27 protein-coding genes are annotated in these 24452 nt (G+C 57.6%); 16 read left to right on the forward strand and 11 right to left on the reverse strand.

Features of this window, described 5'->3' with window-relative positions; all coding sequences use genetic code 11:
- Positions 1–11: 11 nt before the first annotated feature.
- The 8 genes from flhB to flgF form a co-directional block, all read right to left on the reverse strand.
- Positions 12–1091, reverse strand: a complete 1080-nt coding sequence (flhB, locus tag JZX87_RS03650; RefSeq protein ID WP_183823321.1) for a flagellar biosynthesis protein FlhB — start codon at positions 1089–1091, stop codon at positions 12–14.
- A gap of 258 nt (positions 1092–1349) precedes the next feature.
- On the reverse strand, positions 1350–2393 hold the full coding sequence (gene fliG / locus JZX87_RS03655) for a flagellar motor switch protein FliG (protein WP_148144402.1): 1044 nt from the start codon (positions 2391–2393) through the stop codon (positions 1350–1352).
- Positions 2394–2426: 33 nt separating this feature from the next.
- Positions 2427–3005, reverse strand: a complete 579-nt coding sequence (gene fliN, locus JZX87_RS03660; RefSeq protein ID WP_148144401.1) for a flagellar motor switch protein FliN — start codon at positions 3003–3005, stop codon at positions 2427–2429.
- 71 nt (positions 3006–3076) lie between these two features.
- Positions 3077–4030: a FliM/FliN family flagellar motor switch protein gene (locus JZX87_RS03665; RefSeq protein WP_148144400.1), complete on the reverse strand. Its 954-nt coding sequence runs from the start codon at positions 4028–4030 to the stop codon at positions 3077–3079.
- 5 nt (positions 4031–4035) lie between these two features.
- Complete coding sequence (gene motA / locus JZX87_RS03670; RefSeq protein WP_148144399.1) at positions 4036–4908, reverse strand: flagellar motor stator protein MotA; 873 nt, start codon at positions 4906–4908, stop codon at positions 4036–4038.
- Between the two features lie 127 nt (positions 4909–5035).
- On the reverse strand, positions 5036–5605 hold the full coding sequence (locus JZX87_RS03675; RefSeq protein ID WP_206824005.1) for a hypothetical protein: 570 nt from the start codon (positions 5603–5605) through the stop codon (positions 5036–5038).
- A 2-nt stretch (positions 5606–5607) separates the two neighbouring features.
- On the reverse strand, positions 5608–6945 hold the full coding sequence (fliI, locus tag JZX87_RS03680; RefSeq protein WP_502711298.1) for a flagellar protein export ATPase FliI: 1338 nt from the start codon (positions 6943–6945) through the stop codon (positions 5608–5610).
- Positions 6946–7046: 101 nt separating this feature from the next.
- The gene (gene flgF, locus JZX87_RS03685; RefSeq protein WP_148144396.1) at positions 7047–7781 is read right to left on the reverse strand and encodes a flagellar basal-body rod protein FlgF; all 735 of its coding nucleotides are present in this window, start codon (positions 7779–7781) and stop codon (positions 7047–7049) included.
- A gap of 222 nt (positions 7782–8003) precedes the next feature.
- Between flgF and flgB the strand changes: the two genes are divergently transcribed.
- The 10 genes from flgB to fliP are packed head-to-tail and all read left to right on the forward strand — an operon-like array spanning position 8004 to position 14143.
- The gene (gene flgB, locus JZX87_RS03690; RefSeq protein ID WP_148144448.1) at positions 8004–8405 is read left to right on the forward strand and encodes a flagellar basal body rod protein FlgB; all 402 of its coding nucleotides are present in this window, start codon (positions 8004–8006) and stop codon (positions 8403–8405) included.
- Positions 8406–8407: 2 nt separating this feature from the next.
- The gene (flgC, locus tag JZX87_RS03695; RefSeq protein WP_148144395.1) at positions 8408–8821 is read left to right on the forward strand and encodes a flagellar basal body rod protein FlgC; all 414 of its coding nucleotides are present in this window, start codon (positions 8408–8410) and stop codon (positions 8819–8821) included.
- Positions 8822–8823: 2 nt separating this feature from the next.
- Positions 8824–9171, forward strand: coding sequence for a flagellar hook-basal body complex protein FliE (fliE, locus tag JZX87_RS03700; RefSeq protein ID WP_206824007.1), 348 nt, complete (start codon positions 8824–8826; stop codon positions 9169–9171).
- Positions 9172–9191: 20 nt separating this feature from the next.
- On the forward strand, positions 9192–9980 hold the full coding sequence (gene flgG, locus JZX87_RS03705) for a flagellar basal-body rod protein FlgG (protein WP_148144393.1): 789 nt from the start codon (positions 9192–9194) through the stop codon (positions 9978–9980).
- A 21-nt stretch (positions 9981–10001) separates the two neighbouring features.
- Positions 10002–10490 (forward strand): flagellar basal body P-ring formation chaperone FlgA, encoded by a 489-nt coding sequence (gene flgA / locus JZX87_RS03710; RefSeq protein WP_183823319.1) that lies wholly within the window; start codon positions 10002–10004, stop codon positions 10488–10490.
- Positions 10487–11608, forward strand: a complete 1122-nt coding sequence (locus JZX87_RS03715) for a flagellar basal body P-ring protein FlgI (protein WP_148144391.1) — start codon at positions 10487–10489, stop codon at positions 11606–11608. The genes flgA and JZX87_RS03715 overlap by 4 nt, the downstream gene beginning before the upstream one ends.
- Positions 11605–12162 (forward strand): MotE family protein, encoded by a 558-nt coding sequence (locus tag JZX87_RS03720; protein ID WP_246435961.1) that lies wholly within the window; start codon positions 11605–11607, stop codon positions 12160–12162. Before JZX87_RS03715 ends, JZX87_RS03720 begins: the two co-directional genes overlap by 4 nt.
- Positions 12159–12878 (forward strand): flagellar basal body L-ring protein FlgH, encoded by a 720-nt coding sequence (gene flgH, locus JZX87_RS03725; protein ID WP_206824008.1) that lies wholly within the window; start codon positions 12159–12161, stop codon positions 12876–12878. Before JZX87_RS03720 ends, flgH begins: the two co-directional genes overlap by 4 nt.
- A 33-nt stretch (positions 12879–12911) precedes the next feature.
- Positions 12912–13412 carry a flagellar basal body-associated FliL family protein gene (locus JZX87_RS03730; protein ID WP_148144389.1) on the forward strand — a complete coding sequence of 167 codons (501 nt, stop codon included), beginning with the start codon at positions 12912–12914 and terminating at the stop codon, positions 13410–13412.
- Positions 13409–14143 carry a flagellar type III secretion system pore protein FliP gene (fliP, locus tag JZX87_RS03735; RefSeq protein ID WP_148144388.1) on the forward strand — a complete coding sequence of 245 codons (735 nt, stop codon included), beginning with the start codon at positions 13409–13411 and terminating at the stop codon, positions 14141–14143. The genes JZX87_RS03730 and fliP overlap by 4 nt, the downstream gene beginning before the upstream one ends.
- 439 nt (positions 14144–14582) lie before the next feature.
- On the opposite strand, the gene JZX87_RS03740 is transcribed toward fliP, so the two are convergent.
- Together JZX87_RS03740 and JZX87_RS03745 are read right to left on the reverse strand one after the other, a co-directional pair.
- Positions 14583–15044, reverse strand: coding sequence for a BspJ family T4SS effector nucleomodulin (locus tag JZX87_RS03740; RefSeq protein ID WP_148144387.1), 462 nt, complete (start codon positions 15042–15044; stop codon positions 14583–14585).
- A gap of 382 nt (positions 15045–15426) precedes the next feature.
- Positions 15427–17355 carry an O-linked N-acetylglucosamine transferase, SPINDLY family protein gene (locus JZX87_RS03745; RefSeq protein ID WP_206824009.1) on the reverse strand — a complete coding sequence of 643 codons (1929 nt, stop codon included), beginning with the start codon at positions 17353–17355 and terminating at the stop codon, positions 15427–15429.
- A 388-nt stretch (positions 17356–17743) separates the two neighbouring features.
- On the opposite strand from JZX87_RS03745, the gene JZX87_RS03750 reads away from it, so the two are divergent.
- The 3 genes from JZX87_RS03750 (at position 17744) to JZX87_RS03760 (ending at position 21015) form a co-directional block, all read left to right on the forward strand.
- Positions 17744–18625 carry a flagellin N-terminal helical domain-containing protein gene (locus JZX87_RS03750; RefSeq protein WP_183823315.1) on the forward strand — a complete coding sequence of 294 codons (882 nt, stop codon included), beginning with the start codon at positions 17744–17746 and terminating at the stop codon, positions 18623–18625.
- Positions 18626–18946: 321 nt separating this feature from the next.
- Positions 18947–19831, forward strand: a complete 885-nt coding sequence (locus JZX87_RS03755) for a flagellin N-terminal helical domain-containing protein (protein WP_148144384.1) — start codon at positions 18947–18949, stop codon at positions 19829–19831.
- A gap of 302 nt (positions 19832–20133) precedes the next feature.
- The gene (locus tag JZX87_RS03760) at positions 20134–21015 is read left to right on the forward strand and encodes a flagellin N-terminal helical domain-containing protein (RefSeq protein WP_148144383.1); all 882 of its coding nucleotides are present in this window, start codon (positions 20134–20136) and stop codon (positions 21013–21015) included.
- Between the two features lie 86 nt (positions 21016–21101).
- Here JZX87_RS03760 and JZX87_RS03765 read toward each other — a convergent pair whose 3' ends face one another.
- A complete protein-coding gene (locus tag JZX87_RS03765; RefSeq protein ID WP_206824010.1) occupies positions 21102–21284 on the reverse strand; it encodes a hypothetical protein in 183 nt (60 codons plus the stop codon).
- 30 nt (positions 21285–21314) lie between these two features.
- Between JZX87_RS03765 and JZX87_RS03770 the strand changes: the two genes are divergently transcribed.
- The 3 genes from JZX87_RS03770 (at position 21315) to JZX87_RS03780 (ending at position 24447) form a co-directional block, all read left to right on the forward strand.
- Positions 21315–22280, forward strand: coding sequence for a flagellin N-terminal helical domain-containing protein (locus JZX87_RS03770; RefSeq protein WP_148144381.1), 966 nt, complete (start codon positions 21315–21317; stop codon positions 22278–22280).
- Between the two features lie 195 nt (positions 22281–22475).
- A complete protein-coding gene (locus tag JZX87_RS03775) occupies positions 22476–23123 on the forward strand; it encodes a hypothetical protein (protein ID WP_183823311.1) in 648 nt (215 codons plus the stop codon).
- Complete coding sequence (locus JZX87_RS03780) at positions 23116–24447, forward strand: MotB family protein (RefSeq protein ID WP_206824011.1); 1332 nt, start codon at positions 23116–23118, stop codon at positions 24445–24447. Before JZX87_RS03775 ends, JZX87_RS03780 begins: the two co-directional genes overlap by 8 nt.
- Positions 24448–24452 lie beyond the last annotated feature (5 nt).

A 24452-nucleotide genomic window follows, 5' to 3' on the forward strand; every position in this document is an offset into this window, starting at 1 on the left:
TTCTTATGCCGCTATCGCCGGCCGCGTTTTGCTCTTGCCGCATAGACACGATGGATAAGTTCGGCAACGGCCTTGTAGAAGGGCGGCGGGATAACGCCATCGACGGTGACCTGCGCGAACATCGAACGCGCCAGCGGTGGATCCTCGAAGATTGGGATATTGTTCTGCTGCGCCACTTCGCGGATCTTCAACGCGACCAGATCCTGACCTTTCGCGACCACGATCGGAGCTTCGTTCTCTCCCTGGGCATAACGGAGTGCCACCGCATAGTGAGTAGGATTGGTGATCACGAGCGTGGCGCGAGGAACATTGGTCATCATCCGCCGCCGTGCGCGATCGCGGCCGATGGAGCGGATGCGAGCCTTGATCAGCGGATCGCCCTGTGACTGCTTGAATTCGTCCTTCACTTCCTGCTTGGTCATTCGCATGTTCGAATACCAGTGATGGCGCGTCCACATGTAGTCGGCGATGGCAAGAATGCCGGTCGCAAACAGGATTACGATCATGATTTTCTTCATGATCGCCATCATCTCGACGAGCATCACCTGGGGATCGGAGAAGAGGGCATCGAGCGAGCGGAAATAATCGCTGCGCAGAACCAGAACCATCACGACGGAGACGACGATGATCTTGAACATCGACTTGCCGAATTCGACCAGTCCCGCCATGCTGAAAAGGCGCTGCCATCCCTTTACCGGCGATATCCGGTTGAACTGGGGCGTGATACGCTTCAGTACGAATTCAGGCATGTGCTGGGCAAAATTGGACCCCAGTCCGAATATGATGAACAGAACCGCCACCGGAAGCAGCATCGCGCTCGCATCCCACATCAGGCGGACAAACAGTGAGACGAGATCGTTGGCGGTCTGCATTCGCCATTGATCCGGCTGTTCAAGCAAATCGCGCAATGTTTCCGCTAGCCTGGCTGCACCCGTCGGAAGGAAGAAGACCAGGTAGATATAGAAGGCGAGAGAGGACGCGAAGATAGGGACTTCGCGTGACGAGGGAGTATTACCCTCGGCCATCGCGTCCCGGATCTTTTTCTCTGTCGGGTCTTCTGTTTTACTGTCCTTGTCCTGATCGTCGGACACGAGCGCCTTCCTGACGGCCCTGGAGCAGACCCCGAAACCTGCAGTCGTTCCCCGCAAAAGGGATGCTGCAGAAACCTATAACGACGCATCGATAGGAAACCCGAGGTTTCCGCACCGATACGCAAGTGGTCATCAGACACTATTCATGGGATCGAAAAGGGGCAATCGTTAAGCCCCGGCGGTATCGCGGTTATCAACAGCGACCGATATGGTGCCGCGCGCCGAACCGGGCGCGCGGGATTGGTGTCACGGCCTCGTTCAGGCCGCCGCTCCCTCTGCCTGGGCTTCGGGATCCTTGAGGATGATCTGGCCCGAATTGGCGAGACGCAACGCTTCCTGTGCGATAGCGCGGCGTGCAATCGCGATTTCGCGCGGATTGGTGCCGGGCATCTCGACCTGCAGATCGGATTCGATCATGCGGCGAGAACGAGGGCTGATCGACGACAGGACACTTTCGCGCAGTTGCGCGGAAGAGGTTCTGAGCGCCATCGTCAGCACTTCGCCGGAAATGTCGTTCAAGAGCAGCACGCGGCTGCGCTGCGGCATGAGGAGAATATCCTCGAAGAGGAAGATCTTCGGACGAACCTTTGCGACGGCATCCTGGCTGATCTCCTCGAGAGAATTGAGCAGCGTATCGACGTCGGGCTTGGTCAGTTCGTTCATCAGTTCCGCGACCTTCATCGGGCCGACGGAGTTCTTCTCGCGTTCGATCTCGGTAATCAGGTCGACGACCTTGTTCTCGATGATCTGCGCCGCCTTCGGGTTGACGTTCTTCAGGTTCACCGTGCGGTTCATGATGTCCGCGCGCTGGCCGTCGGGCAGTTTCAGCAGCACCTTTGCACCGAAACCGGACGGCAGCATCGAAAGGATGTAGGCCACGGTCTGAGGATGTTCGCGCATAAGGAAAGTTGCGATGAAATCGGGATCGGCTTCCTGCAACCGGTCCCAGATGGACTCTTCGTAAGACTGGAAAGCCATACGTCGACCGAGAAGGCTGTCGACTTCTTCCGGGGTAAGGCCAGCCTCGAGAATGCTCTCGATGACCTTGGCGTTGTCCATAAGGCCTGCACCTTCGGTGAACAGGTCCTCAAATTCGTTGACGAGCTGTGCAAGTTCATTCGGCGGAATGGTGCGCAATGTTTGCGCCGCGGCGATGATCGCCTGCAGTTCTGCCTGGGTGAAAAATTTGAGCAGCTTTCCGGCGACATTCTTTCCCATGGCGAGCAGCACTGCTGCTGCCTTTTCCGCCTGGGAAAGAGGTTTGTCTGTCAATGCCCCGCCGAAGTCTTCAAAGTCCATCATGGTCTTTTTCCTCTTTGCTTCCGACTTCCTGGATCAGGAAGTTTTGGAGCTCATGACTTCAATGAGCTTCACACCGAAGCGGGTGTCGTCGTCTTCGAGAACCGTGATCTCACCACGGGCGATGCGACGCCCGTTGACGGTGATATCGACCGGTTCGCCGATCTTCTTGTCGAGCGCCACGACGGCGCCTTCCTGAAGGTTCATCAGATTCGACACCGAAATGCGACTGGTTCCGAGCACAACATGAACATCGATGGGGATATCCATGATGAGATCGAGGTTGCTGTTAAGCCCCGAGCCAGCAGTCGGCTTGCTTTCGGGCATGGAGTAGTCGAAATCGCTGCTCCCGCCGAAATCGCTGCTTGCCCCGAAGTCGTTGTCACCGCCAAAATCGCTCGTGGTGGCAACATCGCCGAATGAAGGCAATTCGGAGTTCGTTTCGCCGCCGGCCGGAAAGTCGAAGCCGAAACTGTCGTCAGCTGCCGGCGCCGTACCGTCGGCATCGTGTTTCATCACGCCACGGAGTTCGTTGACCGCATTGTCGAAATCGAAGTCCGAATCCGATGGGTTCAGTTCATTTTCTTCCGTCGAAGCTGTCTTCTTTGTCGCCATGAAATTAGCATTCCCGTTCCAAATCTATCGACTATCGGTGTTTTTCCACCAAGCCCCGGAGGTCCGCTGCCCTAGCCAAGCAGATGTTTCAAAATGTCGTTTTCGTTGCTCACATTGTCCTTGACGCGGACGGTGTAGTTCTCGCCGCTTCTGCCGAACTCGCAGTTATACATCTCGCGGCCATTGGCACTGACATCGACGATGATCTCTTCCTTGTCCCGGAAGGCAATCACGTCGCCTGCCACAAGCTTGGAAATCGTCTCGAGTGTCAGGGACTCAAGGGAAATCTTGGCTTCCAGCGTTACCCGTGACCGGCGAACTTGCTCGGACATGCTTTCCGACCAGGCATCCTGCTCACGGGAGAAGTCACCCTTCGATTTCGGCAGTGTAATGGTCGTCTTGAGCAGATATTTCTGCGGGATGACGAGGAAGAATTCGGAAGCGATCTTGCCTAGCTTCAGCTCGACCCGGATGGACATGGCGAAGGGATCGGCCTCTTCGTCTTCCAGCATCGGCCTTGCATCGGCATTGTGAGGCCTCTCGATCGTCGTTTCGAAGCCGCCCGGTGCGTTCACACCGGAACGCAATACCTGAGCTATCTTGTCGAAGACCATCGTCGAAAGATCCAGCTCGATCTGTGACAGAGCCCGGCGCGGCGGTTGGAAAATCGAATCCGGCGTTGCGCCGAGCATGTTTTCCATCAGCGTGATGACGAAGGCATTGTCGCAGGCGATGACGAATTTCGGGCACCAGTTGCGCAAGGTTGCATCGGCCAGCACGACATTATCGCCCAGCCTGCCAACCAGCTCGCTCATCAGGCCGGATCTGTATCCAGCGAAGATAACTTCGACCGAAAGTCCGAGCTCGCTCTGCAGCACGTCCGGAAGGAAGCTCTGGTAGAGAGTACCGAAATCCTGGGCCAGACGCTCCAGCGTTTTCTGGTCGCCGAGCGAACCCGTCAGGCGGGCCAGGAGTGCCCGCTCCATGGCTGGCTGTGCTTGCGAAGCTTGGTTGTTGCTGGTCATTGTCGTTAAGCCGCCTTCGTGTCGCCGCCGGGCTTCATCATTTCCTGCTCGACCGAGTCGATCGACGGACGGTCGGAGGAGGAGATCGTCTTGCGGCCGTATTCGAGCGCCACCTGCGGTACCGAGCCGTTCATGTAGGCAAGCAGGGTCTGCTTGACGATGATGTAAAGCCGGTGCTGCTTGGTGCGCACGATCTTGATCTGCGAGACGATCGGGTTGCACAGGCAGTAGGAAAGGAAGATGCCGAGCATCGTGCCGACGAGAGCCGCGCCGATCAGGCCGCCGAGAACCTCGGGAGATTCGTTGATATGGCTCATCGCCTTGATGACGCCGAGAACCGCGGCGATGATGCCGAGTGCTGGGAAGGCGTCGCCCATCAGCTGGATCGAATGATACGGCTTCAGGCGATCATGAAGGATCGTCTCGATCTCTTCGTCCATCAATGCTTCGATCTCGTGGGAGCGTGCGTTGCCGATGATGATCAGTCGGACATAGTCGCAGATGAAGGAGGTAAGTTCGGTATCCTTCAGAACCGATGGCGCTGACTGGAAGATCGGCGATTCTGCGGGATTGTCGATATGCGCTTCGATCTCGTTACGTGATTTGGTGCGCAGGTCGCGCATCAACGAATAAAGCACGCCGAGCACTTCGAGATAGGCCCGCTCCTTGGGAACGGCATTCTTGAAGATCTCGCCGATCGCCTTGCCGGAATCCTTTAGCACCTTCATCGGGTTCGCCATGATGAAGCTGCCGACGCCCGCACCACCGATAACGACCAGTTCGAACGGCTGCATGAGGAGCGCGACATGCCCGCCCATAGCCATGTAGCCGCCAATGATACAGCCGACCGTGATGACAAATCCGATAATAAGATTCATTGTAAGCTCGTATCCAACGCTTGTCCTAGACTAAACCGATAAGGCAGCTGCCTTGCGTGAGACTGTTGTAGTTCGCGGGGCGATGCGACCGAATGGCCTCGAACGCCGCTGAGGAGATCCGGCGCAGCTATTCGCCATAGACCTTGCCTGCCGAGGTCACGATTTCCCATTTGCCATTGCGTTGCCGCAAGCCTGCCAGACGCGAGCTATCCGGAAGCTTCGAGCCGATCTGGACGAGAAAAATGCCGTTGCCGTTTTCGATCAGTGCGCGGCCGTTGGCGACATGCAGCAGCTTGAATTCAGTGCCGCCGGGAAACGCCTGATCTTCGAAGCCGCCTGCATCCGATCCGTTACCGGATGGCGTCGACGGTATTGCAGCGGTGGTCAGCCGATCTGTTTCCATCTCGCGCAGAAGTGCGCGCTCGACTTCGTCCTGCTGCGGATCACGCATTGCGCCGATGCCGGCCTCACCGGCTGGACGCGCGTGGCGAACGTCGCGAAGCCCTTCCCAGCCGGCTACGTTGACCCCGAATTTCTCCTGGTTGAAGAAGACATACCAGGGGAAGGCGGCGCACAACATCGAAAATCCGACCAGCGAGGCGACAAGCCAGCGGTCGATCGGCTTGTCTAAAGTCGTTTCCGGCCCTGAAGCTTGATGCCTGCCGGATCTGGTTTTACCAAAGAGCCTGGTTTTCATGCTCATCTCTTTCCTGCCGGCATTGGGCGATTGGTATTGCTGAGAGATGCCTTCAGGGCATTGGCGAGTTCGGTGTAGGCGTCGATGACCGCCGCATCGCCAGGTGACTGCTTCAGCACGTCATAGATAATCGGCACCTGCTTGACGGCCATGTCGAGATCGGGATCCGCGCCGGGCCTGTAGCCGCCGATAAGGCGAAGATCCTTTGTCTCCTCGTAAACGCTGATCAGCCCCTTCAATCTGGAGACCAGTCGTTCCTGATCCCCGGTCCATGCCTTGCGGGCGAGACGCGAGATCGAGGAAAGCGGATTGACCGGCGGATAGCGGCCTTCGTCGGCAAGTGCACGGTCAAGCACGATATGTCCGTCAAGGATACCGCGGGTCGAGTCGGCGATCGGGTCGTTGTGATTGTCGCCGTCGACGAGGATCGAGATGATTGCCGTGATCGTGCCCGTGCCTTCGATGCCGGGGCCGGCACGTTCCAGAAGGCGCGGCAGCTCGGTAAATACTGAAGCCGGATAGCCTCGCGCGACCGGCGGCTCGCCGGCCGCGATCGCGACCTCGCGGATCGCATGCGCAAATCGCGTCACGCTGTCGGCGATGAACAGCACGTTCAGTCCCTGATCACGAAAATGTTCCGCGATCGTCATGCCCACCAGCGGGGCCATCTTGCGCAGCATCGGGCTTTCGTCGCTGGTGGTGACGACGATCACCGCTTTGGCAACGTTGTCGCCCAGAGTGTCTTCGATGAACTCGCGCACTTCGCGACCACGTTCGCCGACCAGCGTTATGACCACCCGGTCGAAGGCATCTGCCTTTGCCAGCATCGATAGAAGCGTTGATTTGCCGACGCCTGAACCGGCGAAAATGCCCAGACGCTGCCCGTAACAGATAGGGGCGAAGATATCGATCGCCTTCACGCCGGTGCGGAACGAGGTATCGACCCGCCTGCGGGTCATGGATGGCGGCGGCAGGGTGTTGATTGAACGCTGCACCGAGCCTTCCCGCAGTGGGCCTTTGCCGTCGATCGGTCTGCAGAGTGAATTGATCGTTCGACCGCACCAGCTCTCGCTGGGAGCCAGCCGGAATTCGCCGGTACGCAGCACGAGATCGCCTACACCGATCGGCTCGCCCGGCTCGATAGGGCAGACAAAAATGAGATCGGGCTCGACACGCACGACTTCGCCCATATGCGCGCCAGTAGCACTCTGATGCGAAACGAATTCGCCAAGGCGAACATGTCTGGAAAGGCCACTGACGGTGTAATATCCGGCCGCGATCATCCTCACCCGACCGCCCCAGGACAGGACGCTCGAAGGATTTGCATAATGCGCCGCCATGTCCGACAGACGTTCCAGTCGTGGCATTACGACTGGTGGGGTGACCGGTTCGCTAACCGGCTGAAAATCGGATTGGGCCGTCGTCGTCATCCGCGTGCGTCCTACTGGCTACCGCCCAGCGTTCTCATGGCGGATGAGAAGTTGTCTTCACTGGTGCTCATCAGCGAGGAAATGCTTTCGAACGCGCGGTTCACCTGGATCAGCTGGGTCATCTCGCCGATGGCATTGACGTTGGACTGTTCGAGGAAGCCCTGCATGACGCCGACGCCCATGGTATCGACGACCGCCTGCGGCGTGTCGGTGGGGATGATGCCGCTGTTGTCAGCGCGGTAGAAACCCTTGTCGATATCGACCGAGAATACGCCGATCTGTCCGACCGCGCGGTCGCCCTGCATGATGCGTCCGTCCTGGCCGACCTTCGGTGTCGGGGCTCTCGGATCGAGCTGGATCGGAGCGCCGCCGCCATCGAGAACGGGGTAGCCATTCGTCGAAATGAGTTCACCCGTAAGCGACATGGAAAACCGTCCGTCACGTGTCAGAACCTGACCTTGAGGAGTCTGAATGGCGAACCACGCGTCGCCTTTGACGGCGAAATCCAGGGAATTCCCGGTCTGCTCAAGCTCGCCATTACGCATGGAGAGGTAGTCATTGCCCTGGGAGACGAATGCGATCTTGGTGTTGTTCTCGTTCTGGGTCTGGCTGAGGATCTGATCGAACTTCACCTCAGTCGAACGAAAGCCGACCGTATTCATGTTGGCAATATTGTCGGAGATCGTGGTGAGGCGACGCTCGAGAGCGATCTGCGAGGAAATGCCGACATAGATACCGGATTGCATGGATGTCTCCTGATTTACGGATACGGCGCATGCCCCCGCGCGGGAGAGCTGTGGCGATTTGAAGGAGACAGTTAAGAGCCCGGGCTTGCGCGAACCTGTTTGGTTTAGCGAGGGGGAAAATGCGTGCGGATACGGCAAATCGGCGGGCTGCGCCTACCGCAAGTCCCGCGCAAGATTGTCTCTCTAGCGTCCGGGACAACAAGATGGAGAACAACCATGACCATGCAGCCGATTCAGTTGTTCGAGCTTGCGTCTCGACAGGCGGAATGGCTGTCCGTTCGACAGCAGGTGACGACGACGAACATCGCCAACGCCAACACGCCGAAATACGTCTCCAAGGATCTGACGCCTTTCGATGCCGAGCTCAAGTCGGCAAGTGGTCTCGGGTCCATGGAAATGGCGAGGACGAATGCGGCTCACATGACCGCGGACATCGCCGGCAATGGCCGGGTTGAGCTGAAGGACTCTAAGCTCAATCAGGAGATAGGCGTCCAGGAATCCGGCAATACAGTCTCATTGGCGTCGGAAATGTCGAAGATGGGCGAGATCAAGCGGCAGTTCGAGCTGAACACCCTCCTCGTTCAAAATATCAACAGAATGATGCTGACGGCATTGGGTAAATAAAAATGGACTCTTTGATCGCTTCGCTCAAGATCGCAGGTAGTGGAATGGAAGCCCAGTCCACCCGCCTGCGCGTCGTTTCTGAAAACATCGCAAACGCACGTACGACCGGCGACACCTCGGGTGCGGATCCCTATCGTCGCAAGATCATCACCTTCGGTAATGAGATGGATCGCGCCAGCGGCATCAACATGGTGGATGTCAAGAAAATCGGCGCTGATGAGGGCAAGTTCACCGAGGAATACGATCCCGACCACCCCGCTGCAAATGCGCAGGGCATGGTCAAATATCCGAACGTCAATGTGCTGATCGAGATGGCCGACCTTCGCGAAGCCAATCGCAGCTACGAGGCAAACCTGCAGAGCATCAAGCAGACGCGGGATCTGATCTCGTCGACAATCGATTTGTTGAAAGGTTAACTATGATCGATAGCATTTCAAGCATCGGTGCGCTGAAAAAGTCCACTGGTCTCGACCAGACGGAGACCACCTCCGGCAGCATGTCGAACATGCTGGGCGCCGCAGTCGGTACGGTCGCAACCGGTGTTGCGGGGCCAACATTCGGCAGTTTTCTTGCTGATGCCGCCAAGGGTGCGCTCGATAGCGTGAAGCAAGGCGAAGCGATGTCCTTTGCCGGCATTCAGGGCAAGGCAGATACGCGCGAAGTCGTCGATGCTGTCATGGAAGCCAATCGCACGCTCCAGACCGCGGTCGCCCTTCGAGACAAGGTCGTATCGGCCTATCTCGAAATTTCCAAAATGCAGATCTAGGATAAAGAGGTTTCACGTACATGAGAGCACTCGCCATTGCTGCAACGGGTATGAATGCCCAGCAGACGAACCTCGAAGTCATCGCCAACAACATCGCCAACATCAACACGACCGCCTTCAAGCGCGGCCGGGCGGAGTTTACCGACCTTCTCTATCAGACCGAACGCGCCGCAGGCGTCGCCAACCGCGCCAACCAGTCGGTTGTGCCGGAAGGCGCCAATATCGGTCTCGGCGTGCAGACCTCGGCTGTTCGCAAGCTGTTCGAACAGGGTGAAATTTCCCAGACAAGCAATACGCTTGATGCCGCAATCGTCGGCAATGGCTGGTTCCAGATCGAAGGCTCGGACGGTACGACGCTTTATACGCGTGCCGGTGCATTCAACAAGGATGCCAACGGCCGTCTGGTGACGATCGACGGCTACGGCGTCATTCCCGCGATCACCATTCCGCAGGACGCTACCGAAGTCACTATCGCTCAGGACGGCACCGTCTCGGTTCGCATCGGCGAACAGGATAACATGACACAGGTCGGTCAGCTGCAGGTGGCGCTTTTTGCCAATGATGCAGGTCTGCGTCCGCTGGGCGACAACCTTTTCGCGGTCACGGAAGCGTCCGGCGATGCAGTTGTCGGTTCGCCGCTGGATACCGGCTACGGCTATCTGAAGCAGGGTTATCTCGAAAGCTCGAACGTCGATTCCGTCAAGGAAATCACTGACCTGATTTCTGCACAGCGCGCTTACGAAATGAACTCCAAGGTCATCACGACAGCGGATGAGATGGCTCAGATCGTCAGTAAGAATCTGAAGTAACGGATTAAGAGGCGGGCAAACATGATGTTTCCTAGTGTAAATGCACTTCGGTCGGCTGTCGGCGGGGCTATCCTGTCACTGCTGTTCATCGCTGGTGCCGGATCGCAGGTCGCGGTTGCCCAGCCTCTTTATGCCGTCGTTCCCACATCGACGATCTTCCCGGGCGATATCATCTCCTCAAGCCAGGTCATGGAGGTCGAAGTGACCAATCCGAACCTGGCCGGCGGATACACGTCAAGCGTCACAGATGTCATCGGCAAGGTGGCAAAGCGGACGCTGGTGGCGGGACGGACTATCCCGGTTTCCTCGCTGCGTGAGCCCTACACGATCGAGCGCGGCAAGGCGATCCGTATCATGTTCAATGTTGGCGGCCTGACGATTTCGGCTGCCGGATCGGCTCTGCAGGATGCCATGACCGGAGACTCGATCCGAGTCCGAAACACTGAGAGTGGAGTTACCGTCACCGGCGTGGTGAGGGCTGACGGAAATGTCGAGGTTGTCCAGAAATGATCGGTAGACTGCTAACAACGATCGCCGCCAGCCTGCTGGCGCTTTTTGCTGCGGCGTCTGTCGTCGAAGCGGCATCAAATGCGCGTATCAAGGACGTGGTATCGCTCCAGGCCGGACGTGATAACCAGCTCATCGGTTATGGTCTCGTTGTCGGCCTGCAGGGAACCGGCGATGGCTTGCGTGCCTCGCCGTTTACGGACCAGTCAATGCGCGCGATGCTCCAGAACTTGGGTATTTCGACGCAAGGCGGTCAATCGGCCGCCAAAAACGTTGCGGCCGTCATGGTCACGACGAACCTCCCGCCTTTCACCAGTCCCGGCAGCCGCATCGACGTGACCGTCAGCTCTCTCGGTGACGCCACCTCGCTGCGCGGCGGAACACTCGTCATGACCTCGCTCACGGGTGCCGATGGGCAGATCTACGCCGTTGCACAGGGCGCAGTCGTCGTTTCCGGTTTTCTGGCCGAAGGCGCTGCCGCCACCGTCACTGAAGGCATTACGACGGCCGGCCGTATTCCCGGGGGCGCCATCATCGAGCGAGAATTGCCTTCGCGCTTCAAGGATTCGGGCAATCTTGTTCTTCAGCTGCGCAATCCGGACTTCTCTACGGCAATCCGCGTTGCTGACGCGATCAACTCCTTCTCCACCAGTACCTATCGCATGCCGATTGCCGAAGCGCGCGATTCCCAGGTCGTCGCCGTGCAAAAGCCACCGCAGGAAGATCTCGCTCGCCTGATGGCGCGGATCGAGAACCTTGCCGTGGAAACAGACACACCTGCCAAGGTCGTCATCAACGAACGGACGGGGACCATCGTTATCGGCGCGGATGTGCGCATCTCCCGGGTCGCGGTCAGTTATGGAACGTTGACGGTACAGGTTACCGAAATGCCTCAGGTCGTGCAGCCGCTGCCTTTCTCGCGCGGCGAGACCTACGTCCAGCCGCAGACGGACATCATGGCCGAGAAGACCGGTGGTCCGGTTGCGGTTCTCGAAGGTCCGGATCTGCGCTCGCTGGTGGCAGGATTGAACAGCATCGGCGTCAAGCCTGATGGAATTATTGCGATCCTGCAGGGGATCAAGTCTGCAGGTGCGCTGCAAGCGGAGCTAGTACTGCAATGATTGGCCCAGACACTTCATCTCCGGCTCGGTTGCGCCCATGGGAGCGCTCCTCGGTTGCACTTCCGGTTCTCGCTCTCTTGGGGCTGCTCGTGGCGCTGCCCTCGGCCGACGCCCAGGAGCAGGTTCGTGACACGACCGGGATGACGAGCGAGACCGAAGTCCAGCAGTTTTGCGGCAATATTGCCGACGCGGCGCGCGATCGCCGTTATGCCTTGCAGAAACAGGACCTTGAGAAACTTCAGGCTGAGGTCGATGATCGCATAGCCGTGATGGAAGCCCGCAAGGCCGAATACGAGGACTGGATCGGCCGGCGCAACGAATTCATGAAGCAGGCCGAAAACGGCCTGGTCGATATCTTCAAGACCATGAAGCCCGACACTGCTGCTCCGCAGCTGTCCGAAATGCAGGCAGGGCTTGCCGCCGCAATCGTCATGCGGCTGCCGCCCCGCCAATCCGGTCTGATATTGAGTGAGATGGAGGCCAAGAAGGCTGCGGCCGTTGCGTCCATCATCGCCAGTGCAGCGGATCCCAACACGTCGAAAGACCCGTCATGACCAAACTCGCACCCGCACTCCTTGCTACCGTGGCGCTTCTTTCGGGATGCTCGCAAACGCCCCAGACGATTAGGGAAGTCGGCAATGCACCGTCGATGAGCCCCATCGGCAGTGGCCTGCAGTTCAGTCAGGCGCCACAGCTCGCTTCCTATCCTAAGCGCCCGCACAACATGAACAATGGCTATTCGCTCTGGAGCGACAGCCAGGCCGCTTTGTTCAAGGACGCACGCGCGCTCAATATCGGCGACATCCTGACCGTTACGATCAAGATCAACGACAAGGCTGATTTCGACAACGAGACGAAGCTTGAAAAGAGCAACGACCGGACGACGGCGTGGAAGGCCGATGCCACAATTTTCGGATGGAAGCCCAGCACCGATTCCTCATTCGGCTTCAACGGCGAATCCAATTCCGACGGCAAGGGGTCGACAACCCGATCGGAACAGCTGAACCTGCTCGTAGCGGCCGTGGTGACCGGCGTTCTCGAAAACGGGAACCTTCTGATCAGCGGTTCGCAGGAAGTGCGCGTCAATCATGAGATCCGCATCCTGAACGTGGCCGGTATCGTCAGGCCGCAGGACGTCGATTCGGAGAACGAAATCTCCTACGAAAAGATCGCCGAGGCCCGCATCTCCTACGGCGGCCGCGGTCGCGTAACCGAAATTCAACAGCCGCCGGTCGGCCAGCAGCTCATGGACCTGTTCTCGCCGATCTGAGGCGTCCGGGTTTTTGCCGAGGAGTGAAACCACATGGCTATCACGGCTGAGGACGACAGCGTCCCGAAGAAGAAGAACGCACTTATCCCGATGATCGGTGCCGTGGTGCTGTTGTCCCTGGTGGGCGGCGGCGGCGGCTGGTTGACGGGAAAGCTGATTGCACCGGCGCCAAAACCGGTGGAGGAAGCGACAAGCACCCCTGCCGCCGAGGGCGAGAAGAAAGGCGAGGGCGAAAAGGCCGCGCCGGCTCTCCCCAATATGCTGGAACTGGCACCGATATTGACTAATATTGGCTATCCGGCGGAAAATCTCATTCGGCTGCAGGTGGGTTTGGTATTTGACGGCCCGCCTGACCCGGCGCTGGCCGAAACTGTGAACCAGAACATCATGACCTATCTGCGGACGCTCTCGCTGCAGCAGTTGCAGGGGCCGCGTGGATTCACATATTTGAAGGGCGACCTTCAGGAGATTGCTAGCCTGCGTTCCCAAGGGCGTGTAACAAAGGTCCTGATTAGGACTTTTGTTGTCGAATGATTCGTCTCGCGATTTTCGTTGCCACATTGGCTTTGGTGCCCGGTCTTGCGCATGCTCAGCAGCTGCAGGATTTGATCAACGCTCCTGTTGACGGCTCTGCGGCTGCCTGGATCGTTCGCACCTTCGGCCTTCTGACCGTCCTGTCTGTAGCGCCCGGCATCCTGATCATGGTGACGAGCTTCCCGCGCTTCATCATCGCCTTCTCGATTTTGAGAACCGGCATGGGCCTTGCCACCACGCCGTCGAACATGATCCTCACCAGCATGGCGATGTTCATGACGTTCTACGTCATGTCTCCGACCCTTGAGCAGTCGTGGCGCGAGGGCATCCAGCCCATGTTGCAAAGTCAGGTAACAGAAGCGCAGGCGATCGAGCGTACGGCCGAACCGTTCCGAAGCTTCATGATCGCCAACACTCGGCCGAAGGATCTCGCCCTGTTTGTCGATCTCGCCACTGAACGTGGTCAGCAGACTTCAGAGAACGATAGGCCCTATTATCGGGTGCTCGTTCCGGCATTCATGTTGTCCGAAATCCGTCGCGGCTTCGAGATCGGCTTCCTTATTGTCCTGCCTTTCCTCGTCATCGATATGGTTGTCGCCACGATTACCATGGCCATGGGCATGATGATGCTTCCGCCGACATCGATCTCCCTTCCGTTCAAGATCCTGTTTTTCGTCCTTATAGACGGCTGGAACCTGCTCGTCGGCTCTCTGGTCAGATCGTTCTCCTGAACAATCGAAATTGTGCGCCTGTCTCTCGGCGCGGCAAGCCTGCCGGGTTGCGGTATGGGCCTGCAGCTGTCTATCTGAAGGTCTCCTGACCTCCGTGGCGAGCGTGGCTCTCCTGTCGGTTCCGGCTGGCTTTTGTCCTAGGCTCGACTCCACTCAGCGCCGTAGCGCACCCTCGCATTCCTATCGTCCCCTTCCTGGATATCCGTTGAGCCCAGGCAACGAGCAGGCGCGTCGGTGGCGATACTGATCTCCTTCACGTCCCATCCGCTCCCGTCGCTCGATCTCGCCTGTGTGTAATAGGCGAGGCGGCCGCACTGGGATTGCCCATCGGCCGGGCGAGGGGCTTCTTAAACGCAAATTGCCGCGCACATGGCGCGGCAAGCGGTGAATAAATCGCTCAGTTCCCCTCCGACGCACGCAGGAGGGAACGATAGTCTCGTCAGTGATGGGCCGGGCTGCTCAGCTCGAGAGCCGCCTGCGCCTTGGTCGTATGGAAGGTCACCTTCCTGAGGCTGTCGGCCAGAATGGACGTGTTCTCCCTCGGATCGGCAGACGGGCTGTGGAAGTTGATGTAGTTGATCGAGATGCTGGCCTTGTCGGCTTCCAGCTTCAATCGGCTATATATGGTGATGCCCGGTGGGCTGATCTCCAGATCGAGCGTGATCGACGGGTAGGTCGACCAGTCGAGAGCATAGTCGCCTCCGACGCCGAAGCGGACCGTCCCCGGATGAAAATAGAGTTCGGCAGCAGAATCGACGAGATCAGCGATGCTGCTGTGATACTCGAAACGAAGAAGCGAAATGAGATCGGCAGCGTCCAGCAGCCTCAGTTCGGCCGCCAACGGGCCAATCGCCTTGGCAAGGATTTCTTCGCGTTCGATGGAGTAGGGACATGTTTTCATAATGAGCCGTCTAGCCAGTTTTTATGGTTAACGTTGTATTCGGGCCGTCACGAGATCCCTGAAACTTCAGAGGATCGCTCGGTAGTGAAGTTAGAGTATGAGGCTTGCGTAGAAATGGAGTGTTGAATTTAAAAGGAAATTCGACATTCCAAGGCTTGGTCGACCATCGTGGCGCAACAGATCGCGCCGGCTTTCGATCGCCAGTTCTCATCAGGTTGGATACCGGGCTGTCATGATGCGTCTTGCACGCATCTCGGCAATGATGTTCGGTTCCGGACAACGCGTGTCGGGAACGGTGTGCTTTAGAGCAGCATCATGCTTGTAGGTTGTCGGGCGCAACGCTCAATGTGCGTCCGGCCAGGCCTGTGTCTGGCGTTTGTGTTCAGTCGGACTTTTCCATGAAAGGCCCGCTACGTGCCGGCAGGCACGCAACATCGATATGATCGGGCTTCAAGCCGTTTTTGGCGCGCTCTACCATTGTCTCGTAAGCGGTTTCGAGATGCAGGGTGAAGCGTTCGTCGTCGAAAAGCGGGCTTTTCAGGCGATTGTCTTCCAGGCGCTGCCGCAGAGGCTTGAGCTGTTCGGGATTTTTGCCGAACTCGACGGCCAGCCGTACATAGTCGTTTTCGTCTTCAGCAATAAGTTCGGGCAGTCCGATTGCATGCAGCAGACTTTGGCTGACGCGCGAGGCGAAATTGGTGCCCTTGTAGGTCAGGACCGGCAGACCGGCCCAGAGCATCTCAGAAGTCGTCGTGTGGCCGTTAACGGGATAGGTGTCGAGGCCAAGGTCCGCGAGCGGGATGCGGTTCAGGTGGTGCTCGAACTGCATCTTGGTCATGAAGAAGATGCGCTTGGCTGGAACGCCGGCGGCGACGAGCTTCTTCTGTATGTTCATCCTGCTTTCGGCATTGTTGGTCAGGATCCAGAGGATGCCGTTCGGCGTGGACTTCACGATATCTGCCCACATATCCAGCATCTGCGGCGTAATCTTGCGGTTCGCGTTGAACGACCCATAGATGAAGGCGTCTTCGGGAAGGCCCACTTCCTTGCGTGTCATAGGCTTGGCAAGCGGCCTGTTGACCGGATCGTTCGGCTGATAAGTTTCCGGCAGGCGGCAGAACTTCTCGTAATAGTGCGGTTTCGAACTATCCGGCAAAACGTATTTGTCGCCCACGGCATAGTCGAGATCGACGTTGACAGTGGAGCCTGGGAAGCCCAGCCAGGCAACCTGGATCGGTGCCGCCTGCATGTTGAAGACCGTATTGCGAGTGCCGATCGTATGGCCCTTGAGATCGACGAGGATGTCGATATTGCGGGACCTGATTTCGGCCACGATCTCCTCATCGCTGAGATCGCGAACGGTGACGACATTGCCCCACTCTTCGCGGTTTGCCTCATTGGTCGCCAGCATCTTCGGATCGGTATGGCAAAAGAGGGTCACTTCGAAGCGATCCCTGTCATGCAATTCGAACACTCGGCGGATCAGCTTCATCGTGGCATGTTTGTCGAAAAGGTCGGAGGAGAGGTAACCGACACGGATCTTGTCACCCCACGTATGGGGCATTTGATGCCGGATTGCGGTCATCTCCGGGGAAAATCTCGGCGTGTTGCTACGAGCCAGCTGGTTCAGATGCTCATTGCCGGTCCAATGGAGGTTGAAGAAGGTGCCGTCCATCCTGACGAAGTCCGTCTCGCCTGACGCAAGTTCAGCGTCGATGATCGGCTGGTGGCGCTCTATCGCGTCGTACTTGCTGTGTTCGCGGCTGAAGGTGAGATACATCAGCCGCACCGGCTGGCTGTTCGGAATTCGGCTGAGCAGTACACGGGCGGTCTCGATATCGGACGGATCGAACATATCCCAGGTGTTCAGCGAAATCCGGGCGCCGAGCAGCATATGCGGCAGCTCCTTACTCCTGATCAGCAAGGTTTTGAACACGCGGGCGATACGAGCCTCACCTCTCTCGACCAGAGTTGACGCGACGATGAAAGCCAGTTCTGGATCGCGGGTCAGCTTTGGAAGAATGCGATTGGCCAGAGCCAGTGCCTTGTCCTTCTCTCCGATTTCGAAATTGAGCTTGATGGCATCGATCAGATTGTCGTCGGCATGTTGACCGCCGAGCTCGGCAGCCAACTGGAAGGACTGGGCCGCTTCGGCCTTGTGACCGAGCTGCTTCAGCGTGCGGGCGAGCAGCGTGTAGGTACGGGCATCCTTTTGAACTTCGAGCAACCTGTTGATGGTGACGAGCGAGGAGGTGTAGTCGCCGCTGCGGAAATGCTGGGACGCGGCCTTATAGCTGATCTCGGTCAACATCTGCTCCGTATTTTCGTTGCCGCGCCAAGTTCGTCTGTTGGTTGCAGAGGCTTGCTTGCGGGCGACGCAAGAAATCGATCCGACTTTGCTATCCGGCGAAGCTTGCTTGAAACCGGTGTTGGTTGGCCGGAGCCGGAAAAACGCTCGCTGAAATTATGTTTAACGTACCACCCCGAGCGCTAACCGTTTGTTTACTATGTGTCCGCATTGCCGACGACTCACCCCCAAAATTAAGACTGTGGCAACTCTTGGCTGGCTAATTTGGTCCTGCGACGGGTTGGTGTCCTAAACGAATAAACGGAACCGAGTGGCATGATGTCGGACCGTCGCAGCCGATTAAGAACCGGCATGTCCTCACCGTTTGTTTTCAGTCTTTAGGGGACACTTCATGTCTAGCATCAACTTCAATGCCGGCGCTACTTCGGCTCTCGAAACCCTCCGCAACATCAACAAGGATCTGCAGAAGACGCAGAACAGCGTCTCCACGGGCGAGCGCGTTAACTCTGCTTCTGACGGCGTTTCCTACTGGTCCATCGCGACCACGATGAAGTCGGACAACAAGGCTCTCGGCGCCGCTTCCGACGCACTCGGCGTTGGCGCTGCCAAGGTCGACACAGCTTACGCTGCAACCGAAAGCGCCATTGACGTCGTCAACGAAATCAAGGCCAAGCTGGTTACCGCTTCGGAAAGCTCTGCCGACAAGGATCAGATCAACCTTGAAGTCGAAAAGCTTCAGGAACAGCTGACCGCAATCGGTAAGGCCGCCTCGTTCAACGGCGAAAACTGGCAGATTTCCGGCTCTAACACCTCGACCACTGCTAAGGTTGTTGACGGCTTCGTCCGCGAAGACAGCGGTACGGTCAAGATCACCACTGCCGACTTCAACCTGTCCAGCTACGCAATGTTCTCGACGCTCGCCAGCGACGTCGGTTCCGGCGGCATTCTGGGCGCTGTCATGACCATCGCTCTGACCTCTGCTTCCACGCAGGGCGCAATCGACGGCTTCATGACCACGGTTGAAACCGCTCTGTCGAGCCTGACGGATGCCGGCGCTGCTCTCGGCGCTCTGACCACCCGTATCACCCTGCAGGACGAATTCGCTTCCAAGATCTCCGACGCAATCGACTCGGGCGTCAGCCGCCTCATCGACGCCGACATGGAAGAAGAATCTGCAAAGCTTTCGGCACTCCAGACCCAGCAGCAGCTCGCTGTTCAGTCGCTGTCGATCGCCAACTCCTCGGGCCAGAACATCCTGCGTCTGTTCCAGTAATCACTGGCATCGTTCCGAAATTGGGGCCGCACCTTCCAGGTGCGGCCTTTTTCGTTTTGGGCGCCTTGAAATCCAGCGGAAACGCTGCTGCCAATCGTAGATATTAACAGGAAGTAAATGCTTAAAAATTAACGGGAAGTAAATGAAATTAAAGCGTTTTTTTGTTTCTTTGTTTGGAACTTGTTAACCTTAACGGTGTCTACTCGGCTCATCAAAACGACGGGCCGAAATTAACGGTTTCCGGCAAGCATGAAGCTGACTGTCGTTCCCGGCGAAATCCGGAATGTCCCTTCAAATCATAGTGCCAAAGGGGCAACTTTCATGACCAGCATTCTGACCAACACCTCCGCCATGTCTGCTCTCGCAACGCTGCGGAACATCAACACTGATCTCGCTTCCACACAGGATCGCGTTTCGTCCGGTTATCGCGTCGGCGCAGCTGAAGACAACGTTGCCTACTGGTCGATCTCCACGACCATGAACTCGGACAACAAGGCTCTCAACGCCGCCAAGGACGCACTCGGCGTCGGCGCTGCCAAGGTTGACACAGCTTACGCTGCAACCGAAAGCGCTATCGACATCGTCAACGAAATCAAGGCCAAGCTGGTTACCGCTTCGGAAAGCTCGACCGACAAGGAGCAGATCAACCTTGAAGTCGAAAAGCTTCAGCAGCAGCTGACGGCCGTTGCCCAGGCAGCATCCTTCTCCGGTGAAAACTGGCAGATTTCCGGCTCCAACACCTCGACGACGGCCACGGTCGTTGACGGCTTCATCCGCGAAGACAACAGCTCGGTCAAGATCACCACCGCAAGCTTCAACCTGTCCAGCTACGCAATGTTCGAGACCCTGTCCAGCGACGTCGGTTCCGGCGGCATTCTGGGCGCTGTCATGACCATCGCTCTGACCTCGGGTTCGACCCAGGGCGACATCGACGGCTTCATGAACACGGTTGAAACCGCTCTGTCGAGCCTGACGGATGCCGGCGCTGCTCTCGGCGCTCTGACCACCCGTATCGACCTGCAGGACAACTTTGCAGCCAGCCTCTCCGACGCGATCGAATCGGGCGTAAGCCGCCTCGTCGACGCCGACATGGAAGAAGAATCAGCAAAGCTTTCGGCACTCCAGACCCAGCAGCAGCTGGCCGTCCAGTCGCTGTCGATCGCCAACTCTTCTTCGCAGAACATCATGACGCTGTTCCGCGGCTAAAAAAAACCCGCTCTCGGATAATAGGGTCGCACCATGGTGCGGCCCTTTTTTACGTCTTGTTTTTATTTGTTAATTTTGTATTTCCGCAATCAGAGGCTGTTAGCTTTCTGTTCATTCGTGTTAACAGCCGCAAGCAGGCGTTAACTCTCTGTTAACCCTGATCGGTTTTTCTCCTCGTCATTGAAACAGCGGGCCGGGCAGCAGCGAACACGCAACGTCCACCGGCCAGGCATGAAGCTGATCGCGTTTACCGGTCCACGCCGGAATGTCCCTCCCAACCGTGAGCCAAGGGGCAATTTGAGATGACGAGCATTTTGACAAATACTTCCGCAATGTCCGCACTGCAGACGCTTCGTGCTATCGGCAGCAGCCTTGCAGACACGCAGGATCGCGTCTCTTCCGGTTACCGCGTCAGCGAAGCCGCCGATAACGTCGCCTACTGGTCGATCTCCACGACCATGAATTCCGACAACAAGGCGATTAACGCCGCTTCCGACGCTCTTGGCGTTGGTGCCGCCAAGGTCGATACCGCTTACGCTGCGATGGAAAGCGCCATCGACGTTGTCGACGAAATCAAGGCCAAGCTGGTTACCGCAACGGAAGAGTCCACCGACAAGGACCAGATCCAGCTCGAAGTGGAAAAGCTGCAGGAACAGTTGAGCGCGATTGCGCAGGCAGCTTCGTTCTCCGGTGAAAACTGGATGGTTGCAGCCGACAATGCCTCCAACACGGTGGTCGTGGATGGCTTCATCCGCAATGAGGACGGCACGGTCAAGGTTACGACCGCTGAGTTCCAGGTCGCCTCTTACGCAATGTTCGGCACCATCAATAACGGCGTCGGCGAAGACGGGATCCTCGGTAGCGTCATGAGCATCGCTCTGACCTCGGCATCCACGACCGGCGACATTCAGGCCTTCCTCGACCAGGTCGAAGCCGCACTTTCCAGCCTGACGGATTCGGGTGCCGCCCTTGGTGCTTTGATCACCCGTATCGATCTGCAGGATGAATACGCAGCGACTCTGTCGGACGCAATCGAAACCGGTGTAAGCCGACTGGTCGACGCGGACATGGAGGAGGAATCAGCCAAGCTTTCGGCGCTTCAGACGCAGCAGCAGCTTGCGATCCAGTCGCTGTCGATCGCCAACTCTTCTTCGCAGAACATTCTTTCGCTCTTCCAGGGCTAAAGGTTCGGGATCACTTGATTTCGATGACAAAAAACGGGCCGCGTTTCCACGACGCGGCCCGATACGTATTCAGAAAAATCAACGGCTTATACCGAATGGCGGTAGCTGGAATCCGAGACGATATGCTGGCGCAAGGTTGTTTGCGTCTTGTCCGAATCGTAGGTTTTCATTAACCTTCGTGTATTGGCCAAAGAGCCATAAACGTGACGCGCTTGCCACATGGCAAGCAGCATGAAGTCGATGCGTCGCGGCCGGATCACAAACGGCATGTCCTGATTCCGAACATAGGTGGTTAGAACATGTCGAAGATCATGACCGTCGGTTACGTGCAGAGCGCGCTACAGACCCTTCTTTTCGCGAGCGACAATCTCGAAGAAACCCAGAAGCGCACGGCATCCGGCCTGGCGGTTGAATCTGCGGCAGACAATGCCGGTTACTGGTCGGCCGCAACCAACATGACCTCTGACCAGAGTGTTCTCGGTAGTATCGGAGATGCGCTCAACCTCGGTGCCTCTAAGCTCGATACGGCCTATGAGGCCGTGACCTCCTCCATCAACATCATGGACGAGATCACCAGTCAGCTGGTGACCGCCTACGAGGAGGGTACGGATAGAGATGCACTCAACGGTCGAATTAGCTCGCTCAAGGAAAATCTGAACTCTGTGCTCCAGGCAGCGACGTTCTCCGGCGACAACTGGCTCTACAATTCGGATGAAATTCTCGGCGCATCGAAAACCATTCCGACGTCTTTCCAGCGTAGCGTTTCGGGGGCGGTATCGCTCAGCTATGTTTCCGTAGATACCGCGGATACGACGCTGATCGATTCGGCCGATGCCAATCGCGGCCTTCTGACCGGCGCGATCGACGCCAATACATTGAATTCCGACGGAACCGCGACCTCCCGCAACTACTACCTGCTTGACGTGGATTCGACCATTGCGACGACCGGCACGTCGATTGCCGTTTCCGACGCAACGACCTCGGCCGAGCTGGACGACATGATTGCCGTCGTTGGCCATTTGACCGACAGGCTCAATCAGCTGGCAAGTTCGCTGGGCACCGTCTCCGCCCGTGTCGATCAGCAGACCGGCTTCGTGAAGTCTCTCCAGGATATTCTCGACAAGGGCGTTGGCCGCCTGGTCGATGCGGATATGGAAGAAGAATCCACCAAGCTGGCGGCTTACCAAACCCAGCAGTCGCTGTCGTCACAGCTCCTCTCCCTGCTCAATGGTCATCAGCAGAGCACACGCGTTCTTTTTAGCTAGCGCCGTTGGCGGGTCTTCATCTTCGCACAAGTTTGGCATCGTAGCTGGTTTCAGGTGATAATGCGTTCATTCCCGGATGCATCGCGCCGATCGCCTCGAAGCGAGCCTGCCAAACGCACGAAGGAATGGTCCACTTGTTCAGTTTTGAGGTAAGCCTTTTCATTCTCCGCATGTCGGCTAGGTAGGGATATCTCCATGAGTATGCCGCTTGCTCGTTACCTGAAGGATTTTGGCGCTCCGCAACCGCAGCCGCAGCCATCGGAGTTCGTTTCCGATTTCGATTTTCCCGAGAACAACTTCGATCTCCCGGACGTGGCGTCAGAGCCTGCCGTCGATATCGAAGAGGAAAAAAGCAAGGCGCGCGCCGAAGGCCATGAGGCTGCCGTGGTCGAAATGACGGAACGCCATGAGGAGCAGGTGGCGCAGATCACCGCAAGGCATCGCGAGGAAATCGAGGCGCTGACGGCGAAATACGACGCTGTCGTTGCCGAACGCGTTGAAGCCTTCCTCAAGGAGATGAAGGCATCAGTCTCGGATGCCGTAGACACTTCGGTGGCGCGTGTCCTGCAACCCTTTGTCCAGGAAGAGGTCGCTCGCGCTGCTGGCGCAAAATTCGCGGCCGATGTCGCTGAAGAGATCGGGCAGGGCAGGACGGTGAAACTCTCGGTGAGAGGTTCAGAAACATTTATCGAAATGATGCGCAAGCGGCTCGATCCGCTCGTGACTGAAGTCGAATACGAAGAATCGTCGGAAATCGACATGACGCTGGAAGTCGGTGACTCGATTCTCGTGACGCGTCTGAAGACTTTTGTCGAAGCGATGGAAGAGCAGATAGATGAGTGAAAGTCATCATCACGGCAAGAACGAAATTATTGTCGTCAAACGCCACAAGGGTGATCATGACGGAGCCCATGGCGGCGCCTGGAAGATCGCCTATGCGGACTTCATGACGGCAATGATGGCATTCTTCTTGGTCATGTGGCTCGTCAACGCCTCCAACGAAGAAACGAAGGCCTCGATTGCAAGCTACTTCAATCCGATCAAGCTGACGGATGAGCAGCCCAGCTCTGACGGCGTCAAAGAACCGGCAAAGGACGCACAAGGCGAACAGAACGGTCAGAAGTCGGACGTTGCAGCCGATAAGACACAGGACGGTTCCGCCGCAGCTTCCGGCGAGGATCTGACGGCTTCTTCCGGTGAGAACACCAGCTTTTCCGAAGAGGCATTTTTCGAAAATCCTTACGCGGTGCTGGCTGAGATCGCTCAGGAAGTTGGCCAGCAGGCCAATGTCAGCGTGAAGGGCGAGGGTGGTGCTGCAAATTCCGGCCCTTCGACCGGCGCTTCCGGCGGCGAGGCCTATCGCGATCCGTTCGATCCCGACTTCTGGAGTAAGCAGGTTTCCGCTCCACAGAACGGCCAGAACGGTGCCGTTGCCGTGACGCAGGACAGCAAGCTGCCACCGGTTCCCGATGCCAAGCCGGTCGAGACAGCCGCCGCACAGGCGCATCCACGCACTGACACCCAGAGACAGTCGTCATCTGACGCGCAAGCGTCGACCAGCACCGATCAGGCCCAGCAACAGATTGCCGCGCTGCAATCACCCAAAGGCGCTGTCGACGGCAGTGGCCAGCCGAAGGAAGAGGAGCCTTATGATGGCTCTCCCGAGCCTGACAGGCCTCAGACAACGTCAAAGCCGACGGAGAAGCAAACCGAGAAGGCCGAGGAGCTGCGGGAAGAACTCGTCAAGGCTTTGACCGGCGTTCCCGGCAAACTTGCCGAGGGCATTGTCGTCACTCCGTCCGAGGGCGGTATGCTCGTTACCATTTCAGACCAGGCCGCAACGCCGATGTTCGATCTCGGATCGGCCGTTCCTCGCAGGGAGACTGTCCTGGCGATGGAGAAGGTTGCCGCAGTCTTGAAGGCGAAGGCTGGCTCGATCGTCATCCGCGGCCACACTGACAGCCGGCCTTATCGAGGTGGCAACGCCGACAACTGGACGCTTTCGATGGACCGCGCCCATGCCGCCTATTTCATGCTTCTGCGTGGCGGCCTTGAAGATACCCGCGTAAAGCAGCTTTCCGGTTTCGCCGATCGCCGACCGCAGGTTACCGACAATCCCGAGGACGGAGCCAATCGCCGCATAGAAATCCTGATTGCCGATGGTTGAAGGTA

The sequence above is a fragment of the Agrobacterium sp. Ap1 genome (assembly GCF_017313375.1).
Classification (GTDB): domain Bacteria; phylum Pseudomonadota; class Alphaproteobacteria; order Rhizobiales; family Rhizobiaceae; genus Neorhizobium; species Neorhizobium cellulosilyticum.